19 protein-coding genes are annotated in these 16,565 nt (G+C 70.4%); 12 read left to right on the top strand and 7 right to left on the bottom strand.

Annotated features, from left to right (window positions below; translation table 11 throughout):
- Positions 1-156: 156 nt before the first annotated feature.
- Complete coding sequence (locus tag IE207_RS06760) at positions 157-1,035, top strand: L,D-transpeptidase family protein (RefSeq protein WP_190183104.1); 879 nt, start codon at positions 157-159, stop codon at positions 1,033-1,035.
- A gap of 208 nt (positions 1,036-1,243) precedes the next feature.
- On the opposite strand, the gene IE207_RS06755 is transcribed toward IE207_RS06760, so the two are convergent.
- Positions 1,244-2,269: a hypothetical protein gene (locus tag IE207_RS06755; RefSeq protein ID WP_190183103.1), complete on the bottom strand. Its 1,026-nt coding sequence runs from the start codon at positions 2,267-2,269 to the stop codon at positions 1,244-1,246.
- Positions 2,269-3,036, bottom strand: a complete 768-nt coding sequence (locus tag IE207_RS06750; protein ID WP_190183599.1) for an RNA polymerase sigma factor — start codon at positions 3,034-3,036, stop codon at positions 2,269-2,271. The genes IE207_RS06755 and IE207_RS06750 overlap by 1 nt, the downstream gene beginning before the upstream one ends.
- A gap of 410 nt (positions 3,037-3,446) precedes the next feature.
- Here IE207_RS06750 and IE207_RS06745 point away from each other — a divergent pair, with 410 nt between their 5' ends.
- The 6 genes from IE207_RS06745 (at position 3,447) to IE207_RS06720 (ending at position 8,471) form a co-directional block, all read left to right on the top strand.
- Positions 3,447-4,061, top strand: a complete 615-nt coding sequence (locus IE207_RS06745; protein WP_268250177.1) for a 2-oxo-4-hydroxy-4-carboxy-5-ureidoimidazoline decarboxylase — start codon at positions 3,447-3,449, stop codon at positions 4,059-4,061.
- 152 nt (positions 4,062-4,213) lie between these two features.
- A complete protein-coding gene (gene sdhC / locus IE207_RS06740) occupies positions 4,214-4,594 on the top strand; it encodes a succinate dehydrogenase, cytochrome b556 subunit (protein WP_190183101.1) in 381 nt (126 codons plus the stop codon).
- 5 nt (positions 4,595-4,599) lie between these two features.
- Positions 4,600-5,082: a succinate dehydrogenase hydrophobic membrane anchor subunit gene (locus IE207_RS06735; protein WP_190183100.1), complete on the top strand. Its 483-nt coding sequence runs from the start codon at positions 4,600-4,602 to the stop codon at positions 5,080-5,082.
- Positions 5,083-5,106: 24 nt separating this feature from the next.
- The gene (sdhA, locus tag IE207_RS06730; RefSeq protein ID WP_190183099.1) at positions 5,107-6,861 is read left to right on the top strand and encodes a succinate dehydrogenase flavoprotein subunit; all 1,755 of its coding nucleotides are present in this window, start codon (positions 5,107-5,109) and stop codon (positions 6,859-6,861) included.
- On the top strand, positions 6,861-7,628 hold the full coding sequence (locus IE207_RS06725; RefSeq protein WP_190183098.1) for a succinate dehydrogenase iron-sulfur subunit: 768 nt from the start codon (positions 6,861-6,863) through the stop codon (positions 7,626-7,628). Before sdhA ends, IE207_RS06725 begins: the two co-directional genes overlap by 1 nt.
- A 237-nt stretch (positions 7,629-7,865) precedes the next feature.
- Entirely contained in the window at positions 7,866-8,471 is a 606-nt protein-coding gene (locus IE207_RS06720; protein ID WP_190183097.1) for a Uma2 family endonuclease, read from the top strand.
- Positions 8,472-8,776: 305 nt separating this feature from the next.
- Here the strand turns inward: IE207_RS06720 and IE207_RS06715 are convergent, their stop codons facing one another.
- Both IE207_RS06715 and IE207_RS06710 read right to left on the bottom strand, forming a co-directional pair.
- On the bottom strand, positions 8,777-9,016 hold the full coding sequence (locus IE207_RS06715) for a DUF397 domain-containing protein (RefSeq protein ID WP_190183096.1): 240 nt from the start codon (positions 9,014-9,016) through the stop codon (positions 8,777-8,779).
- Positions 9,013-9,840, bottom strand: coding sequence for a helix-turn-helix domain-containing protein (locus IE207_RS06710; RefSeq protein ID WP_190183095.1), 828 nt, complete (start codon positions 9,838-9,840; stop codon positions 9,013-9,015). The genes IE207_RS06715 and IE207_RS06710 overlap by 4 nt, the downstream gene beginning before the upstream one ends.
- Positions 9,841-9,923: 83 nt before the next feature.
- Between IE207_RS06710 and IE207_RS06705 the strand changes: the two genes are divergently transcribed.
- The 4 genes from IE207_RS06705 to IE207_RS06690 all read left to right on the top strand — a co-directional run bounded on the left by IE207_RS06705 (position 9,924) and on the right by IE207_RS06690 (position 11,994).
- Positions 9,924-10,337: a hypothetical protein gene (locus IE207_RS06705; protein WP_190183094.1), complete on the top strand. Its 414-nt coding sequence runs from the start codon at positions 9,924-9,926 to the stop codon at positions 10,335-10,337.
- Between the two features lie 80 nt (positions 10,338-10,417).
- Entirely contained in the window at positions 10,418-10,822 is a 405-nt protein-coding gene (locus IE207_RS06700) for a hypothetical protein (protein ID WP_190183093.1), read from the top strand.
- Between the two features lie 6 nt (positions 10,823-10,828).
- A complete protein-coding gene (locus IE207_RS06695) occupies positions 10,829-11,248 on the top strand; it encodes a thiol-disulfide oxidoreductase DCC family protein (RefSeq protein WP_190183092.1) in 420 nt (139 codons plus the stop codon).
- Between the two features lie 11 nt (positions 11,249-11,259).
- The gene (locus IE207_RS06690; protein ID WP_190183091.1) at positions 11,260-11,994 is read left to right on the top strand and encodes a TetR family transcriptional regulator; all 735 of its coding nucleotides are present in this window, start codon (positions 11,260-11,262) and stop codon (positions 11,992-11,994) included.
- Positions 11,995-12,013: 19 nt separating this feature from the next.
- On the opposite strand, the gene IE207_RS06685 is transcribed toward IE207_RS06690, so the two are convergent.
- From IE207_RS06685 to IE207_RS32965, 3 genes are all read right to left on the bottom strand, one after another.
- Positions 12,014-13,570, bottom strand: coding sequence for an ABC transporter substrate-binding protein (locus tag IE207_RS06685; RefSeq protein WP_190183090.1), 1,557 nt, complete (start codon positions 13,568-13,570; stop codon positions 12,014-12,016).
- Between the two features lie 88 nt (positions 13,571-13,658).
- Entirely contained in the window at positions 13,659-14,936 is a 1,278-nt protein-coding gene (locus IE207_RS06680; protein ID WP_190183089.1) for a metallophosphoesterase, read from the bottom strand.
- The gene (locus tag IE207_RS32965; RefSeq protein WP_229873412.1) at positions 14,933-15,178 is read right to left on the bottom strand and encodes an SCO4848 family membrane protein; all 246 of its coding nucleotides are present in this window, start codon (positions 15,176-15,178) and stop codon (positions 14,933-14,935) included. Before IE207_RS32965 ends, IE207_RS06680 begins: the two co-directional genes overlap by 4 nt.
- A 121-nt stretch (positions 15,179-15,299) precedes the next feature.
- Here IE207_RS32965 and IE207_RS06675 point away from each other — a divergent pair, with 121 nt between their 5' ends.
- Complete coding sequence (locus IE207_RS06675) at positions 15,300-16,556, top strand: D-alanyl-D-alanine carboxypeptidase family protein (RefSeq protein ID WP_308433561.1); 1,257 nt, start codon at positions 15,300-15,302, stop codon at positions 16,554-16,556.
- The last annotated feature ends 9 nt before the right edge of the window (positions 16,557-16,565 follow it).

Below are 16,565 nucleotides of genomic sequence, written 5' to 3'. Positions count from 1 at the left end.
CCACTCCTTAGTGGTGCCGGCCGGCCCGGGGTCACCGCCCGGACCCCGCCGCGACGGCCGCTGGTCACAATGGCGCAACATCGCGGACCACTCCGCAACTGTCCACGCCCGTCAGGCATCACCTACTTACACAACGGAGAACAAACGGGGGACACCATGAACCGCCAGAGAGCAATAGTGCGCACGCTGGGAATCGCCACCGCCGTCGCGCTCGCCGCGACCGCCTGCGGGCCGCAGAAGTCGGGGGCCGCGGGCTCACCGTCCTCGGCCGCGTCCGCGTCCGCGGCGGTTCCTTCCTCCTCGCAGTCCGCCACCGACGACGGCAAGGCCGCCTCGCCGTCGCCGTCGGGGTCGTCTTCCGCGTCGGGTTCCCCTTCCGCGTCGGCCCCGCAGTCGCCCGCCGTCAAGGCGATCATGGCCAACGGCGACGAGAGCGACCAGATCCGCGAACTCCAGGCGCGCCTGCGCCAGCTGAAGCTGATGTCGGTGGCGCCGACCGGCTTCTACGGTTCGAAGACGACCGCGGCCGTCCGCACCTTCCAGTCCGGGCACGGGCTGCCTGCGACGGGTTCGGTGGACGAGACGACCTGGAAGAAGATCGAGGGCGCCAGCAAGAAGCCGACCGAGGACGAGCTGCGCCCGCCGACCACCAACGAGGTGGACGCGCCGGACCCGCGCTGCATGCACGGCCGGGTCATGTGCATCAGCAAGGAGAGCCGCACCCTCGCCTGGATGATCGACGGCAAGATCGTCTCCACGATGGACGTGCGCTTCGGGTCCGAGAACACGCCGACGCGCGAGGGCGAGTTCAAGGTGGAGTGGAAGGCCAAGGACTGGGTCTCGACGATCTACCACACGCCGATGCCGTACTCGATGTTCTTCAGCGAGGGCCAGGCGGTGCACTACTCGTCGGACTTCGCCGCCCGCGGTTACGCCGGGGCCTCGCACGGCTGCGTGAACGTCCGGGACAAGGGGAAGCTGTCGTCCCTGTTCGACCAGGTCCAGGTCGGCGACAAGGTCGTCGTCTACTGGTGAGGCCGTTGCCGCGCTGACCGGCGGATCGGGCCGGGGTCGAGGTAGGGGGCGCGGGCGGGGCCGGGGGAACGTGCCCCGCCCGCGCCGGTTGCGCAGAGCCCAGGGGTACGGGGGGAACCCCGGCTCATGCGCGGCCGATGACCAGTCGGCTCGTTATGTACTGCGCCGCCGGGTCGGAAAGTGTTACAGCCGCGTGTGACGGTGTCCGTCAGGCCGGCGTGCGGAAGCGCAGTGCCCCGCCCGGGAGCAGCGTCGGGGCCGGGAGGACGCCTCCCTTGTCACCGCCGGGGGTGGCCGCGCCGGGGCCGGACGAGCCGCTCTTGGTGGTGCCGCCGGGCCCGTCGAGGATGTCCGCGCAGAAGTGCGGGATCTGCGCCACCGTCTTGGCGAGCTTGATCAGCCTCTCCCGGCGGTCGCCGGTGAGCCGGCCCGCGCGGTAGTCGCCGCACAGGTCCTTCCCCTGGAGCCGCAGCTCCCGGTCCTTCTTGTCCTTGTCCTTGTCACCGCCGTCGGCGGAGCCCCCGTCGGGGGCCCCGGACGTGCCGCCGGTGAAGTCGTTCTGGCTGCCGGAGCCGTCCGTGCCCGTGCCCGAGGTGCCGGTGCCCGCCGGCCCCGGGGTGGACGCGGGGACGCCGGGGTCCTTGCGCCCGTCCGTGCCGGGGAACCGCGAGGCGCCCGGGGAGGGCGAGACGCCGCCCTGGTCCCGTAGCGGGGTCGGCTGCGGCTGCGGGCCGAGCGTGGGGTCCGAGACGTCGCCGGACGGTGTCGGATCCGCGTCGGCGCTGACCGAGACGGCCGGGCCCGGAGCGGCGGAATCGTGCGTGGACCCGTCCAGCAGGCCGCTGGCCGCCGCCGCCAGGCCGCCGACCGCGACGCTCGCCAAAGCGGCCGCGAGGCCGAGGCGCACCGGGGCGGACCGCCGCCGCTGCGCGGGTATCCGCACCAGCGGCGCGGGCGAGAGGTCGACCAGGGGTTCGCGGGCGTCGGCCGCCCGCACGTCCGGCTCCGCGGGCCGCACCGGGGTGGCGCGGGCCGTGCGGAAGGCGGCCAGCGCGGCGGCCTCGCCGGGCAGCTCCTGCCGGGCGGGCGACGGGGCCAGCGCCGCGAGGGCAGCGCGCAGCCGTGCGGCGTCGGCCCCGGCCTGCTGGTCGGCGTCCGGCCCGACCGGCCGTTCGCCGCGCAGCAGTCGCTCCGCCGCGGCTCTGTCCAGCCACCTGTTGCGCTCGTCGGCCATCACATGTCCTTCTGCGTCCGCCAACGTGAATGCGTCACACCGGTTTGTTCCACGAGGCCCGCGCCCCGGCCGCGCTGCGCCGGTACGGCGTCGAGATCGCGCACGCCCGCGCCGCCCCGTGGCGGGCTCCCGGCATTATGACCGACGGGCAGGGCCTCCTCGGTGTCCGCCGCACCCCGGCCGGCCCCGCCGCCGTTCCCGTCGGCGGTGGCGGCGAGCTCCGTGCCCAGCAGTTCCGCCAGTTTCTTGAGCCCCCGGTGCGCTGCGGTGCGGACGGCCCCGGGGCGCTTGCCGAGCGTCTCGGCGGCGCTCTTCGCGTCCAGGCCGACGACGACGCGCAGGACGACGGCCTCGGCCTGGTCCTGCGGGAGCTGGGCTATCAGCGCCATGGTCGAGCTGGTGGACAGGGACTCCATCGCCGCGACCGCGGTGTCGCTGTCGGCGGCGTGGCCGGTGAGTTCGCTGTCGTCCCCGCCGATCGCGGGGCGGCGGCCGCGCATGCGGATGTGGTCGAGTGCCCGGTTGCGGGCGATCCGGGCGGCCCAGCCGCGGAACCGGTCGGCGTCGCCGGTGAAGGAGTCGAGGTCGCGGGCGATCTGCAGCCAGGCCTCGGAGGTGACGTCCTCCGCGTCGCCGTCCCCGACGAGCGTGCGTACGTATCCGAGCAGGCGCGGGTGCACGGCGCGGTACACAGTACGGAACGCGTTCTCGTCGCCGTCTTGTGCCGCGAGCACCGCGGCGGTCAGCTCCGCGTCGTCCCCCAGCAAAGTCCCCAACCCGTTCACTGTCCTGTACGTGTGGCGCAAATCCGCACGTTACGGCTTTCGAGCACGTCTCGTCCACGCGTTGTACAACCAGCAACCATCCCTGCGCGGAGCGGGGTGTGACAGAAAACGCATCCAGGGCGCTGACATGAGTACGGGCTTGTCGCACGAGCCCGTGTCGGACGGCGACCGGGGCCTCTCCTGTGGGGGGTGGCGGCCTCGGTCGTCTTCCCCTCTTCCTCCTGGTCATGCATGCCCGGCGTCATCCTTTCGGCTCACTTCCGGGTGAAATCCGCGAATCGGTACGCCACACGCTGCCCCGCATCGCTAGCGTTGCGGTACACCCGCGCCGCGCCCCGAGGAGCCCCCCGCTGTCCAGCCACTTTCCGGCACAGGCCAAAGGGAGCACCTCCTTGGGGGCCCCTCCCGGAGGGAGCCCGGGGGAGAAGTCTCGGGGAAGCTCCGGCGTTGCGGTACCCGGCGGCGACCACGGCTCGGGTCTCGCGCGGTTCAACTCCCTGGCGCACGACACGGCCCAGGCCGCCCTGCTGCACTGCTGCGGCAGCGGGCGCTGGGCGCACCGGCTGGCCACCCACCGCCCCTACCCGGACCGCGCCGCGCTGCTGGCCGCGGCCGACGAGGCCTCGTACGACCTCTCCCAGAGCGACCTGACGGGTGCGTTGGCGCGCGAGTGCTCGGCGGAACTGGCGCACGGCGCCCCGTACGCCGCGCTCCTCGCACTGGACGCGGCGCGGGCGGAGTACGAGCGGACCTTCGGCCACGCCTTCGTGATCTGTCTGGACGGACATCCGCCGGAGGAGCGGGCGGACGTGCTGCTGGCGGCGATCCGGCGGCGGATGGCCCACGAGACGGACGAGGAGCGCGCGATCTCCGCGGACGAGCTGCGGCGTCTCGCGCAGGCCCGGCTGGTGCGGCTGCTGGACCGGTTGCCCGCCCTGATGAGCCGGCCGGTCCCGCCCGAGGGCCTGTCGGCGGACGATTTCGGGCTATTTGCCCCTGTGGGATAGCCCGTCCGTGCCTGTTTGATCACACCGATGGACCCGGCGCAAGGGAACCGACAAAGCGTCGCTACGATGTCCGGGGCCGGTGGACCGTACCCGGCCGGGCCCGACCGACAAAGAAGCCGGCTGGCCCCCGCCCCGCTTCCGGAGGGTTTTCCGTGCCGGCTGGAACGTTGTACCGCGGCCGGGAAGGAATGTGGTCCTGGGTGGCTCATCGAGTCACCGGCGTCCTCATCTTCTTCTTCCTGTTCGTACACGTCCTCGACACCGCTCTCGTCCGCGTCTCCCCCGAGGCGTACGACGATGTCGTGGCTACCTACAAGACTCCGATCGTCGCGCTGCTGGAGTACGGCCTCGTGGCCGCAATCCTCTTCCACGCGCTCAACGGTCTGCGTGTGATCGCCGTGGACTTCTGGTCCAAGGGCCCCCGTTACCAGAAGACGATGTTCTGGTGGGTCGGCGGCATCTGGATCGTGCTGATGGGCGGGGCCGTTTACCCGGTCCTGCACCACGCCTACCTTGAACTGTTCGGGAAGTGACACGCATGTCTTCTGACACTTCTTCCGCCCAGGCCATCGGCGCCGTAGAGGGCGTCTCCCTCTACGACGTCGAGAACCCGGCGCCGTACATCGAGGCCCCGCGCAAGCGCACCGGCAAGACGCCGCGCTCGACCCGCGGCAACTTCGAGATGGCCGCGTGGCTCTTCATGCGCCTGTCGGGCATCGTCCTGGTGGTGCTGGTCATCGGCCACCTGCTCATCCAGCTGGTGCTGGACGGCGGCGTCACCAAGATCGGCTTCGCCTTCGTGGCGGGCCGCTGGGCGTCCCCGTTCTGGCAGGTCTGGGACCTGCTGATGCTGTGGCTGGCCATGCTGCACGGCTCCAACGGTCTGCGTACGGTCATCAACGACTACGCGGAACGCCCGGGCACGCGGCTGTGGCTGAAGGGCCTGCTCTACACCGCCACGGTGTTCACCATCCTTCTGGGCACGCTGGTGATCTTCACCTTCGACCCGAACATCCGCTAGGCACGGGCTGAGGCGAATCGACTCATGAAGATCCACAAGTACGACACCGTCATCGTCGGCGCCGGTGGCGCCGGCATGCGCGCCGCCATCGAGGCGACGAAGCTCAGCCGCACCGCCGTGCTGACGAAGCTCTACCCCACCCGCTCCCACACGGGCGCCGCGCAGGGCGGCATGGCCGCCGCGCTCGCCAACGTGGAGGACGACAACTGGGAGTGGCACACCTTCGACACGGTCAAGGGCGGTGACTACCTGGTCGACCAGGACGCCGCCGAGATCCTGGCGAAGGAGGCCATCGACGCGGTCCTCGACCTGGAGAAGATGGGCCTGCCGTTCAACCGGACCCCGGACGGCACCATCGACCAGCGCCGCTTCGGCGGGCACTCCCGCAACCACGGCGAGGCGCCGGTCCGCCGGTCCTGCTACGCCGCGGACCGCACCGGTCACATGATCCTCCAGACGCTCTACCAGAACTGCGTCAAGGAGGGCGTGGAGTTCTTCAACGAGTTCTACGTCCTGGACCAGCTCCTGGTCGAGGAGGACGGCGTCAAGAAGTCGGCCGGCGTGGTCGCGTACGAGCTCGCAACCGGCGAGATCCACGTGTTCCAGGCGAAGTCCGTCATCTACGCCTCCGGCGGCACCGGCAAGTTCTTCAAGGTGACCTCCAACGCGCACACCCTCACGGGTGACGGCCAGGCGGCCTGCTACCGCCGCGGCCTGCCGCTGGAGGACATGGAGTTCTTCCAGTTCCACCCGACGGGCATCTGGCGCATGGGCATCCTGCTGACGGAGGGCGCCCGCGGTGAGGGCGGCATCCTCCGCAACAAGGACGGCGAGCGCTTCATGGAGAAGTACGCGCCGGTCATGAAGGACCTCGCGTCCCGTGACGTCGTCTCGCGCTCCATCTACACCGAGATCCGTGAGGGCCGCGGCTGCGGTCCGGCCGGTGACCACGTGTACCTGGACCTGACGCACCTGCCGCCGGAGCAGCTCGACGCGAAGCTCCCGGACATCACCGAGTTCGCGCGCACCTACCTCGGCATCGAGCCGTACACGGACCCGATCCCGATCCAGCCCACCGCGCACTACGCCATGGGCGGCATCCCGACCAACGTCGAGGGTGAGGTCCTCGCGGACAACACCACCGTCGTCCCGGGCCTGTACGCGGCCGGCGAGGTCGCCTGTGTCTCCGTGCACGGCGCGAACCGTCTGGGCACCAACTCGCTGCTGGACATCAACGTCTTCGGCAAGCGCTCGGGCATCGCCGCGGCCAAGTACGCGCACGCGAACGACTACGTCGCGCTGCCCGAGAACCCGGCGCAGCAAGTCATCGACCTGGTCGAGCGGCTGCGCGACTCCACGGGCAACGAGCGGGTCGCGGACCTGCGCCTGGAGCTCCAGGAGACGATGGACGCGTGCGTGATGGTGTTCCGTACGGAGCAGACCATCAAGACCGCGGTCGAGAAGATCGCGGAGCTGCGCGAGCGCTACAAGAACGTGTCCGTCCAGGACAAGGGCAAGCGCTTCAACACGGACCTGCTGGAAGCCATCGAGCTGGGCAACCTGCTCGACCTGGCCGAGGTCATGGCCGTGTCCGCGCTGGCGCGCAAGGAGTCCCGCGGCGGCCACTACCGCGAGGACTACCCGAACCGCGACGACGTCAACTTCATGCGCCACACCATGGCGTACCGCGAGGTCGGCGACGACGGCAAGGACTCCGTCCGGCTGGACTACAAGCCCGTCGTCGTCACCCGCTACCAGCCGATGGAGCGTAAGTACTGATGGCCACCCCGACCCTGTCCAAGACGGACGCGATGGAGGCCGCGGCCGCGGCCTCGCCCTTCATCACGGTCACGTTCCGGATCCGCCGCTTCAACCCCGAGATCTCGGACGAGGCGCAGTGGCAGGACTTCCAGATCGAGATCGACCCGAAGGAGCGCGTGCTCGACGGTCTCCACAAGATCAAGTGGGACCTCGACGGCACGCTGACCTTCCGCCGCTCGTGCGCGCACGGCATCTGCGGCTCCGACGCGATGCGGATCAACGGCAAGAACAGGCTCGCCTGCAAGACGCTGATCAAGGACATCAACCCGGAGAAGCCGATCACCATCGAGGCCATCAAGGGCCTCACGGTGATGAAGGACCTCGTCGTCGACATGGAGCCCTTCTTCCAGGCCTACCGCGACGTGATGCCGTTCCTGGTGACGACGGGCAACGAGCCGACGCGCGAGCGCCTGCAGTCCGCCGAGGACCGCGAGCGCTTCGACGACACCACCAAGTGCATCCTGTGCGCCGCGTGCACGTCCTCGTGCCCGGTGTTCTGGAACGACGGCCAGTACTTCGGCCCGGCGGCGATCGTCAACGCGCACCGCTTCATCTTCGACTCGCGTGACGAGGCCGGCGAGCAGCGGCTGGAGATCCTGAACGACAAGGACGGCGTGTGGCGCTGCCGCACCACGTTCAACTGCACCGACGCGTGCCCGCGTGGCATCGAGGTCACGAAGGCGATCCAGGAAGTCAAGCGGGCCCTCATCACCCGCCGCTTCTGATCCTTTGACGCGCCGGACTCCGTCCGGCGGTCTCGGCTGAGGCCCGTACCCCTTGGGGTGCGGGCCTCAGCCGTGTTCCGGGGCATCCACGTTCACCCCCGTTCACCCCCGGGGGTGAACGGGCGGCCGGAAGAACCTTTCATCAGACGGATGGCGCCCCGGACGGCGGTACCGTCACCGGCGTCGCTTGAACCGGAGCGCCGTCCGCACCCACACTGAGCGAAGGAGGTGCTTTCCATGTCCGCTCTCGCCCATGAGGCGCCGTGCGACCCAGGTCTCGACGAAGTCCTCTGGCAGGCCTGGAAGGCGATGGACCTTCCGGAGGGCTACCGGGCCGAGATCATCGAAGGGTCCATCGAGGTGTCTCCCACCGGCCGTCGCCGCCACGGCGTACTCACCAACCGTCTGCGCTGGCTCCTGGAGGCCCACATGACGGGCAGTGAGCTCAAGGTCTTCCAGGACATCAACATCATCCACGGCCGGAAGGTCTGCATCCCCGACCTCTTCGTGGGCCCCGAGGACCTGGACGAGATCGCCGACGAGGAGGGCCTCGGCGTGGACGCCACCCGTGTCTCCTTGGTTGCCGAGATCGTCTCCCCCGGCAAGGAGGCCCACCGGCGTGACCACATCCGCAAGCGCCGGTGGTACGCCCAGGCCGGGATCCCCGTCTATGTCGTCATCGACGACTTCGACGGCCTGGGCACGGTGACGGTCTTCAGCGGACCGGACGCCGACGGGGGCACGTACGCCACCAAGACCACCGTCTCCTACGGCACGCCGGTCACGATCCCCGAGGGACCGGCGAAGGGTGTGGAGCTCGACGGCACCCTGACGCGCCCGTAGGCACCGGGAGTAGTGCACGATGCCGGAGCTTGCCGGGCCCGGTGCCGTTCACGGCCTACGATGATGCCCTCGACCCAGCCCACGGGAGGCCCGGAATGTCCGCCGGGGTTCTGCTCCGTGAGCCGGGCGGCCTCTTCGAGGGAGCACGGGCCTGACTGCAAGAGCCACCGTATCCACGCCGCAGGAGAGCTGGCGACCCTGCCCGACACGCTGGGCGCCAAGGTCACCCTCGACGTGGCCGACCTCTTGGACGCGGGCCGGCCGGCCAAGAGGCGGCCCGCGCCGTCCGAGGGGAAGACGGACGCTCAGGCCGCCGCGAAGTCGGTGAACGCCGCCCAGGCCGAGGGGGTGAGCGTGAGGGCGGGGCGGGCGGTGTCCTTGGAGTCGCGGACATGCACGGCGGACGGGCAGGCCGCGACCTCCACACACTGACCGCCGTCACCACCGCTGTAGCTGCTCTTCTGCCAGGCCATGGCCACCTCGACGCACTCGCCGCCGGAGCCGCCGCTGTAACTGCTCTTGAACCAGGCCAGTTCCGTGTTCATCGCTCTCCTAGCAGCCGCTGGATCCGCCGGGCCGAGTCCTTCGGGCTCAGCGCCATCCCACGAATGTTCGCATGGCGTTGGACCATTTCGCTGACCACTGCCCGGTCGGAGATCACCCAGCTCTGGCCCTGCCCCTCGACATAGCCCAGCATCCGGTGCTGCGAAGTCTCCGCGACTGTCATCGACCCCTCGGATCCCAGTGCCTCCTCGCATTCAAGCGGGATCAGTTGGATGCTCACATGCGGTAGGCGACCGCATTCCAGCAAGTGGTGCAGTTGTTCCCGCCAGATCAGGTCGCCACCAACCTTGCGCCGCAGGAAGGTCTCCTCCAGTACGAAGCACAGCACCGGCGGCGGGTCCCGGTACAGAAGCGCTTGGCGGTCCAAGCGGGCAGTCAGCCGATTCTCTATCTCCTCGGCAGCGACGGGCGGCCAGTGGTCCACGAACACCTGGCGCGCGTACGCCTCCGTCTGGAGCAGGCCATGCAGCACGTGCGTGGAGTAGACCCACAGGCTCACCGCCTTCGCCTCGATCGGCGCAAAGTTCCGGAACTGCGGCGCGTACCGCTCCTCCTCCAGGTACGGCACCGTCGCCTTCAGCAGGCCCTCGCCGCCCAGGACGTCGTCCACCTTCTCGATCGTCTCGGCGTCCATCGCCCGCTCGCCCCGCTCGAACGCCCCGATGGTCGACGGCGAGAAGTTCGTGTCCCCGCCCAACTGCTGTCGCGAGACCCCCCGTTTCTCACGGAGCGTGCGCATCTGGGCGCCCAGGCCGCGCCGGAGCGCCGACGGGAGGGGTTCACTCGGGTTCACAGGCTCGGTCATCCGCTTCACTGCCCTTCACAGATCGCCGTCTGTGACGGCACGACCACTGTTCAGGCTAGCTCCGGGCCGTCACCCTCTGTGGTGTGAACGACGAAATCTCCCCCCGCGCGTGGGCCCCGGACTGGGTCCCCGAGTCCGGCTTCCGCCTCCGGCTCGCCGGCGTGCACTTCGATGCCGTCCGCATTCAGGGCCAGCTCGGCGAGGACATCGCCAAGCAGCTCAGCCGGCTCACCGACCACGACCCCGGACCCATCGTCTACGAGCTCAACGGCTTCCGCTGGATGTACTTCCTGCTCCCGCCCGGGGCCGCGCGGGAGCGGAGCTGGCCCTCGTACGCCCAGCGGTACAGCTCGCGCACCCGGTCCGCCGCCGCCTACGTCGGGGTGCCCGCGCTGTACGGGGCGACATGGCCACTGGCCTGGCGGTCGCTGCCGACGCCCGACGCTCCGCACGTCGATCCGGAGTTGCTGGAGAAGGCGATCGGGATGACACCTTGAACCGAACGCTTGAACCTGTTCAAAAAGAGGTCTACAGTCAGCCCTGTCAGCAGTTGAACACGTTCAAAGGGGGCTGGGGCATGGACCTCACCGTGGTCGCGTACGTCATCTACCTGGTCATCAGCATCGGGCTCACCGTCTGGGTCGCCCGCACCCTCACCCGCAACGGCCGCGTCTTCATCGCCGACGTCCTCCAGGGCAACGAGAAGCTCGCGGACGCCGTCAACCACCTCCTGGTCGTCGGCTTCTACCTGGTGAACATCGGCTTCGTGACCCTCTACCTGCGCTCGGCCGAGACCATCACCGCAGCCCGCGGGCTCTTCGAGGCGCTCTCGGTGAAGCTCGGCGTCGTCCTGCTCGTCCTCGGCGTGATGCACCTCGGCAACGTGTGGGTGCTCAACAAGATGCGCCGCCGCGGCATCATGGAGCGCCAGCAGATCCCGCCGGTCGCCCCCCAGGGGTGGACCGCCCCGGCCGGGGCCTGAACCCCGATGGCCGCGGCGGCCCTCCGGCACCTGACCGTCCTCTACGACGCGAACTGCCCGCTCTGCGTGCACATCCGGCACTGGCTCCTCGGACAGCGGTGGCTCGTACCGCTGCGGCTGGTCCCCGCCGGATCGTACGAGGCGCAGCAGCGGTTCCCGGGCCTGGACCACGCGGCGACGCTGCGCCGGATCACCGTGGTCGGGAACGCGGGCCAGGTCTGGACCGACACCGATGCCTTCATCGTGTGCCTGTGGGCCCTGGCCGAGCACCGGCCGAGGGCCAACTGGCTCGCCACCCCGGCGGGCCGGCCCTTCGCCCGGGCCGCCATGTACACCGCCTCCGCCTGGCGGGCCGCGGTCCGTACCGACGGCGCGGCGGGGGCGGAAGAACCGGCCTGTGGCGACCAGTGCGCAGCACCCCGATAGGGTCGTACACCGTGACCGATCAGAAGGCTCCGAAGAGCGAACAGACCCGCACCCTCATCCTCGAAACCGCCCTCCGCCTGTTCCAGGAGCGCGGGTTCGACAAGACGACCATGCGGGCCATCGCCAAGGAGGCCGGGGTTTCGGTCGGGAACGCGTACTACTACTTCGCTTCGAAGGAACACCTGGTCCAGGGGTTCTACGACCGGATCGGCGCCGCTCACCAGGCGGCGGTCCGGCCGATCCTGGACAGCGAGACCGACTTGCAGAAGCGCCTCGCGGGCGTGCTGACGAGCTGGCTGGACATCGCGGCGCCGTACCACGAGTTCGCGTCGCAGTTCTTCAAGAACGCGGCCGACCCGGAGAGCCCGCTGAGCCCCTTCTCGCCCGAGTCGGAACCCGCCCGCAAGGCGGCGATCGACATGCACCGCGAGGTGCTGGCCGGTGCGAAGACGAAGGTGCCGGAGGAACTGGCCGACGTGCTGCCCGAGCTGATGTGGCTCTCGCAGATGGGACTCGTCCTGTACTGGGTCTTCGACCGCTCGCCCGACAGCGAGAAGACCCGCCGGCTCGCCGAGCGCGGCGCGCAGCTCACGACGCGGGGCATCGTCCTCGCCCGGTTCCGGGTGCTGCGGCCGCTGGTGCGGGAGGTCCACGAACTGTTCGCGGACTTCCTGCCGGGCATGGCGCAGACCGCGGTCTCCCGCCGGAAGCGCGCCTCCGACCCGCACCCCGGGGAGGGGGCGTAGGCGCAGGCGGGCCGCTGCGTCAGAGCCAGTTGAGCTCCGACAGCCGCCAGACGCCCGTACCGTCGGAGAGGTACTGCGCTCCGCCGACGGCCTCGCGGGACATCACGTAGTCCTTCTTCTGCCAGATCGGCAGGATCGGGATCTGCTGGGCGACCAGCTTCTGGAGCTCGCGGAAGTCGGCGGCCGCCTCGCCGCGGGCCGAGTGGCCACGGGTGCGGGCGATCAGGTCGTCGACCGTCTTGTCGGAGTAGCCGTTGTTCATGCTGGAGCCGGTGGCCACGAGCGGGGCGATGAAGTTGTCCGCGTCCGGGAAGTCGGCGATCCAGCCCAGGGTGTAGGCGTCGAACTCGCCGGCCGCGTACCGCTTCTGGTAGTCCTGGAACGTGGCGACCGTCTTGATCTTCACCTGGAACAGGCCGCTGGCGGTGAGCTGCTTGGCGATGGCGTCGGCTTCCTCGACGTTGGCGCCCCGCTCGTTGACCCCCAGGGTCAGCGACACCGGAGCATCGATCCCGGCGTCCTTGAGGATCTTCTTGGCCGTCGCCCCGTCGGGCTTGGGGTAGGTGTCGAAGAACGGCGTGCTGTGTCCGGCGACCCCGGCCGGGACGAGGGAGTAGAGCGGGGTGACCGTGCCCTTGTGGATCTCGGCGGCCAGCTTGGAGCGGTCCAGGACGGCGGCCACGGCCTGGCGCACGGCGGGCTTGGCGACGGTCGATCCGGGCCGGACGTTGAAGATCATGATGCGGGTCTCGGTGCCGCCGGAGACCTGGTAGTGGGTGTCCGTCAGGCCCGGGCCGAGGCCCGCGAGCACCCCGGGCGGCATGTCGCGGTGGGCGACGTCGATCTTCCGGTCCGTCCAGGCCTTGTTGAGTTCGTCCGAGCCCTTGAAGTACTTGACGGTGACGGGGGCGAGGGCGGGCTTGGCCTGCCCCTTGTACGCCGGGTTGGGTTTGAGCTCGGCGCTCGCGCCGGCCTCGTACCCGGCCAGGGTGAAGGGTCCCGAGCCGTCGGCCTTGGTGCCCTCGCGCAGCGCCTTGGCCGGGTACACGCCCTTGTCGACGATCGAGGCCGCGCCGGTCGCGATCTTGAAGGGGAAGGTGGCGTCGGGGGCCTTGAGGTTGAAGGTGACCGTACCGGCGTCGGCCTTGACCGACTCCAGGGTGTCGAAGAGCGAGGCCGGACCCTGGTCGGCGTTGATCGCCTTGATCCGGTCGAAGGAGTACTTCACGTCGTCGGCGGTGACGGCGCGCCCGCCCGAGAACTTCACGTCCGGGCGGAGTCGGCACTGGTACGTGGTGAGCTTCTGCCCGACGAACGCGCACTCGGAGGCGGCGTCCGGCACCGGCGTGTCCGAGCCGGGCTTGATGGTCAGCAGCGACTGGTAGACGTTGCTGAACAGCGCCCAGGAGCCCGCGTCGTACGCCCCGGCCGGGTCGAGGCTGGAGACGGAGTCGCTCGTGCCGACCCTGATGGCGCCGCGGCCCTCGCCGTCGGGCAGCAACTGCCACGCCGCGACACCACCGGCCGCCGCGAGGACGAGACCGGCCGCGATGATCTTAGGTCTGACAGACCCCATCCCCTGACCCCGCTATTCACATGAGGAGCTCCGATTATCGGTCAGCCAATCACGGAATATCAGCCACCGGAAGGCCCGCGATGCCTGCTCAGGCCTGGTATGAGGCGAGTTCGACCACAGTGATGTCCGACGGAGCGCCCACCCGCACGGGCGGCCCCCACGCGCCCGCACCGCGCGACACGTACAGCTGTGTGTCCCCGTAGCGCTCGAGTCCGGCGACGGTGGGGTTGGCGAGTTCGGCGATGTAATTTCCCGGCCAGAGCTGGCCGCCGTGGGTGTGGCCGGAGAGCTGGAGGTCGACGCCGTGCCGGACGGCGTCGTGGATGACGATCGGCTGGTGGGCGAGGAGCACGGCGGTACGGGTACGGTCGCGGTCGCCGAGGGCCGCCTGGAAGTCGGGGCCGTGGCCCTCGCTCCGCCCCTGGACGTCGTTGACCCCGGCGAGGTCGAAGTACGGCAGGGCGCGGCGGGCGTTCTCCAGGGGCTGGAGTCCGAGTTCGCGTACGTGGTCGATCCACTGCTGCGCGCCCGAGAAGTACTCGTGGTTACCGGTGACGAAGAAGGAACCGTGCCGGGCCCTGAGTCCGCGCAGCGGTTCGGCGGCCGGGCCGAGATCGTGCACGCTGCCGTCGACGAGGTCGCCGACGATGGCGATGAGGTCGGGCTGGGTGCGGTTGACGGTCTCGACGATGCGGGCGGTGTGGGCCCGGCCGAGGATCGGACCGAGGTGGACGTCGCTGACGACCGCGATCCGGAAACCGTGCGCTGCGCGGGGCAGCCGGGCGAGCGGCACCTGCACGCGCTTGACGCGCGGGCCGCGCAGCACCCCGTACGTCCCGAGCCCGACCGTCCCGAGCGCCGCGGCGGCCGCGGTCCCGCCGACGGTACGGGCGACGAACCGACGCCGGGTGGGGCCGGCGGCCGCCGGCCCGTCGGCCCGCCCCGGCTCCGAAGGCACGGGGGCGGCCGGCTGCGGCTCGGGCCCCGCCGGCGCGGCGGCCGGTGCGGGCGCCGCGGCCGGTACGGGTACGGGCGCCGGCTCGGGGGCCGCGGTCCGGCGCAGCCACAGCCGGCGCACCGGCTCGGCCACCAGCATCGCCATCGTCAGGTACAGCAGCACCGCCAGCCACATGAACCCCGGCCAGGCCACCGCCCGCTGGAGCCAGAACGGCGCCCCCGCGTGCCCCGCCACCAGCGCCGCGAGCGCCAGCAACGGCAGGGCGAACGCGAGCACGGTCCCCGCCGTGCGCGCCGGTCCACCCGGCCGGGTGGTGTCACGGACGAGCCGGGCCCACAGCCACCGGTGCACCAGGGCCAACAGGAGCAGTACCGCGAGCGCGACCACCGCGAGGACCAATACGGTCATCGTGACTCACGCCGCAGCGCCCGCAGACCGCGCAGCCCGATCACCCCAACGGCCGTCCCCAGGAGAAAGGACGTGACCGCGAGGAGAAGGTGGACCCAGAAGTACGCAGTAGGGTCGCCGGCCGCGTCGAAGGACAGGCCGCTTCCGTTCTTCCACAAATTCCGGACGAAGGTCACCCAGATGAACCAGCTCCACACTCCGAAGGCGAGCAGGAACCAGGAGACGGCGCGGCTGAGTTTCATGCCCTCAGTATCGGTTTCGTCGCCAGGACGGACCCGCCGGGGTGGGCTGTACCGGCGGCGGCTGCGGCGGGTTGACCTTTCCGGGGCTGCGGTCGGCCCATCGGGATGTACTTTCACCTGCGTGTCTGCCAAGAAGACCGCGCTGACGGTCCTTTCCGCCGCGCTCATGGTTCCCGCGATGCTCGGGGTCCCCGCGTACGCCCGTCCGGTGGTGCCCTCGCCGCCGCCGGCGGACGGGAAGGGCAGGCTTCCCAGGTCCGCCGCGCCCCCCTCGTCGATGTCCAGCGTGGGCGGCGCCGCACTGGGGCAGCCCGGCACCCAGGTGAACCTGCTGCCCGGGGCCCCGGCCCTGCCGGCGAACCTCACGGGGCGGTCGTGGATCGTGGCGGACGCCGATACGGGTGAGGTGCTGGCCGCGCACAACGCGCACTGGCGGCTCCCGCCGGCCTCGACGATGAAGATGCTGTTCGCGGACACGGTGCTGCCGACCCTGCCCAAGGACCAGGTGCACAAGGTGACCGAGGAGGAGATGGCCGACGTCGGGGCGGGCAGCAGTCTGGTCGGGGTCAAGGAGGACGCCGAGTACACCGTCCACGACCTGTGGCTCGGGGTCTTCCTGCGTTCGGGCAACGACGCCGTGCACGTGCTGTCGGCCATGAACGGCGGCATCGAGAAGACCGTCAAGGACATGCAGGCGCACGCCGAGGAGCTCCAGGCCCTCGACACCCACGTGGTCTCCCCTGACGGGTACGACGCCCCCGGTCAGGTGTCGAGCGCCTACGACCTCACCCTCATCGCCCGCTCCGGCCTCCAGAAGCAGGACTTCCGGGAGTACTGCGGCACGGCGAGCGCACAGTTCCCCGGCGGGCACCAGACGGGCAAGCCGCGCGATTCCTTCGAGATCCAGAACACCAACCGGCTGATGACGGGCGCGGGCGGGATCTCCCCGTACAAGGGGATCGCCGGAGTGAAGAACGGCAACACCAGCATGGCCGGTGCCACCTTCACCGGCGCGGCGCAGCGCGGCAACAGGAAGCTGCTGGTCACGGTGATGGACCCGGGCGCCGGCGGGATCAACTCGGTGTACGAGGAGACCGCCGAGCTCTTCGACTGGGGTTTCGCGGCGGCCGGAAAGGTCAAGCCGGTCGGTGAGCTGGTTCCGCCGAAGAGCGCGGACACCAAGTCGAAGGGCGCACCCGCCCAGTCGCACGAGCAGAGCCGGGCGGCGGCCGGCGGTGATCCCGGCGACAGCGGACTGGGTACCGCGCTGGGCATCGCGGGCGGGGTGCTGGCCGCGCTGGCGGGCGGCACCTTCGCCTTCAACCGTCGGTGGCCCGGCCGGCGCGGGCGCCGCCCGGCGGACGAGGACCTCGTGTGAGGCGGTCGG

Source organism: Streptomyces cirratus, from assembly GCF_014650775.1.
In the GTDB taxonomy this organism is placed as follows: domain Bacteria; phylum Actinomycetota; class Actinomycetes; order Streptomycetales; family Streptomycetaceae; genus Streptomyces; species Streptomyces cirratus.
Note: the sequence above shows the minus strand (reverse complement) of the source record. Positions and strands in the feature narration are given on the sequence as shown.

Excerpts from the sequence above, each read along its gene's own strand:
- IE207_RS06725 (WP_190183098.1), top strand. The coding sequence starts at position 6,861 with ATGGCCACCCCGACCCTGTCCAAGACGGACGCGATGGAGGCCGCGGCC.
- IE207_RS06735 (WP_190183100.1), top strand. The coding sequence starts at position 4,600 with ATGTCTTCTGACACTTCTTCCGCCCAGGCCATCGGCGCCGTAGAGGGC.
- IE207_RS06760 (WP_190183104.1), top strand. The coding sequence starts at position 157 with ATGAACCGCCAGAGAGCAATAGTGCGCACGCTGGGAATCGCCACCGCC.
- IE207_RS06720 (WP_190183097.1), top strand. The coding sequence starts at position 7,866 with ATGTCCGCTCTCGCCCATGAGGCGCCGTGCGACCCAGGTCTCGACGAA.
- IE207_RS06755 (WP_190183103.1), bottom strand. The coding sequence starts at position 2,269 with ATGGCCGACGAGCGCAACAGGTGGCTGGACAGAGCCGCGGCGGAGCGA.
- IE207_RS32965 (WP_229873412.1), bottom strand. The coding sequence starts at position 15,178 with ATGAAACTCAGCCGCGCCGTCTCCTGGTTCCTGCTCGCCTTCGGAGTG.
- sdhA (WP_190183099.1), top strand. The coding sequence starts at position 5,107 with ATGAAGATCCACAAGTACGACACCGTCATCGTCGGCGCCGGTGGCGCC.
- IE207_RS06715 (WP_190183096.1), bottom strand. The coding sequence starts at position 9,016 with ATGAACACGGAACTGGCCTGGTTCAAGAGCAGTTACAGCGGCGGCTCC.
- IE207_RS06695 (WP_190183092.1), top strand. The coding sequence starts at position 10,829 with ATGGCCGCGGCGGCCCTCCGGCACCTGACCGTCCTCTACGACGCGAAC.
- IE207_RS06700 (WP_190183093.1), top strand. The coding sequence starts at position 10,418 with ATGGACCTCACCGTGGTCGCGTACGTCATCTACCTGGTCATCAGCATC.
- IE207_RS06710 (WP_190183095.1), bottom strand. The coding sequence starts at position 9,840 with ATGACCGAGCCTGTGAACCCGAGTGAACCCCTCCCGTCGGCGCTCCGG.
- IE207_RS06680 (WP_190183089.1), bottom strand. The coding sequence starts at position 14,936 with ATGACCGTATTGGTCCTCGCGGTGGTCGCGCTCGCGGTACTGCTCCTG.
- IE207_RS06685 (WP_190183090.1), bottom strand. The coding sequence starts at position 13,570 with ATGGGGTCTGTCAGACCTAAGATCATCGCGGCCGGTCTCGTCCTCGCG.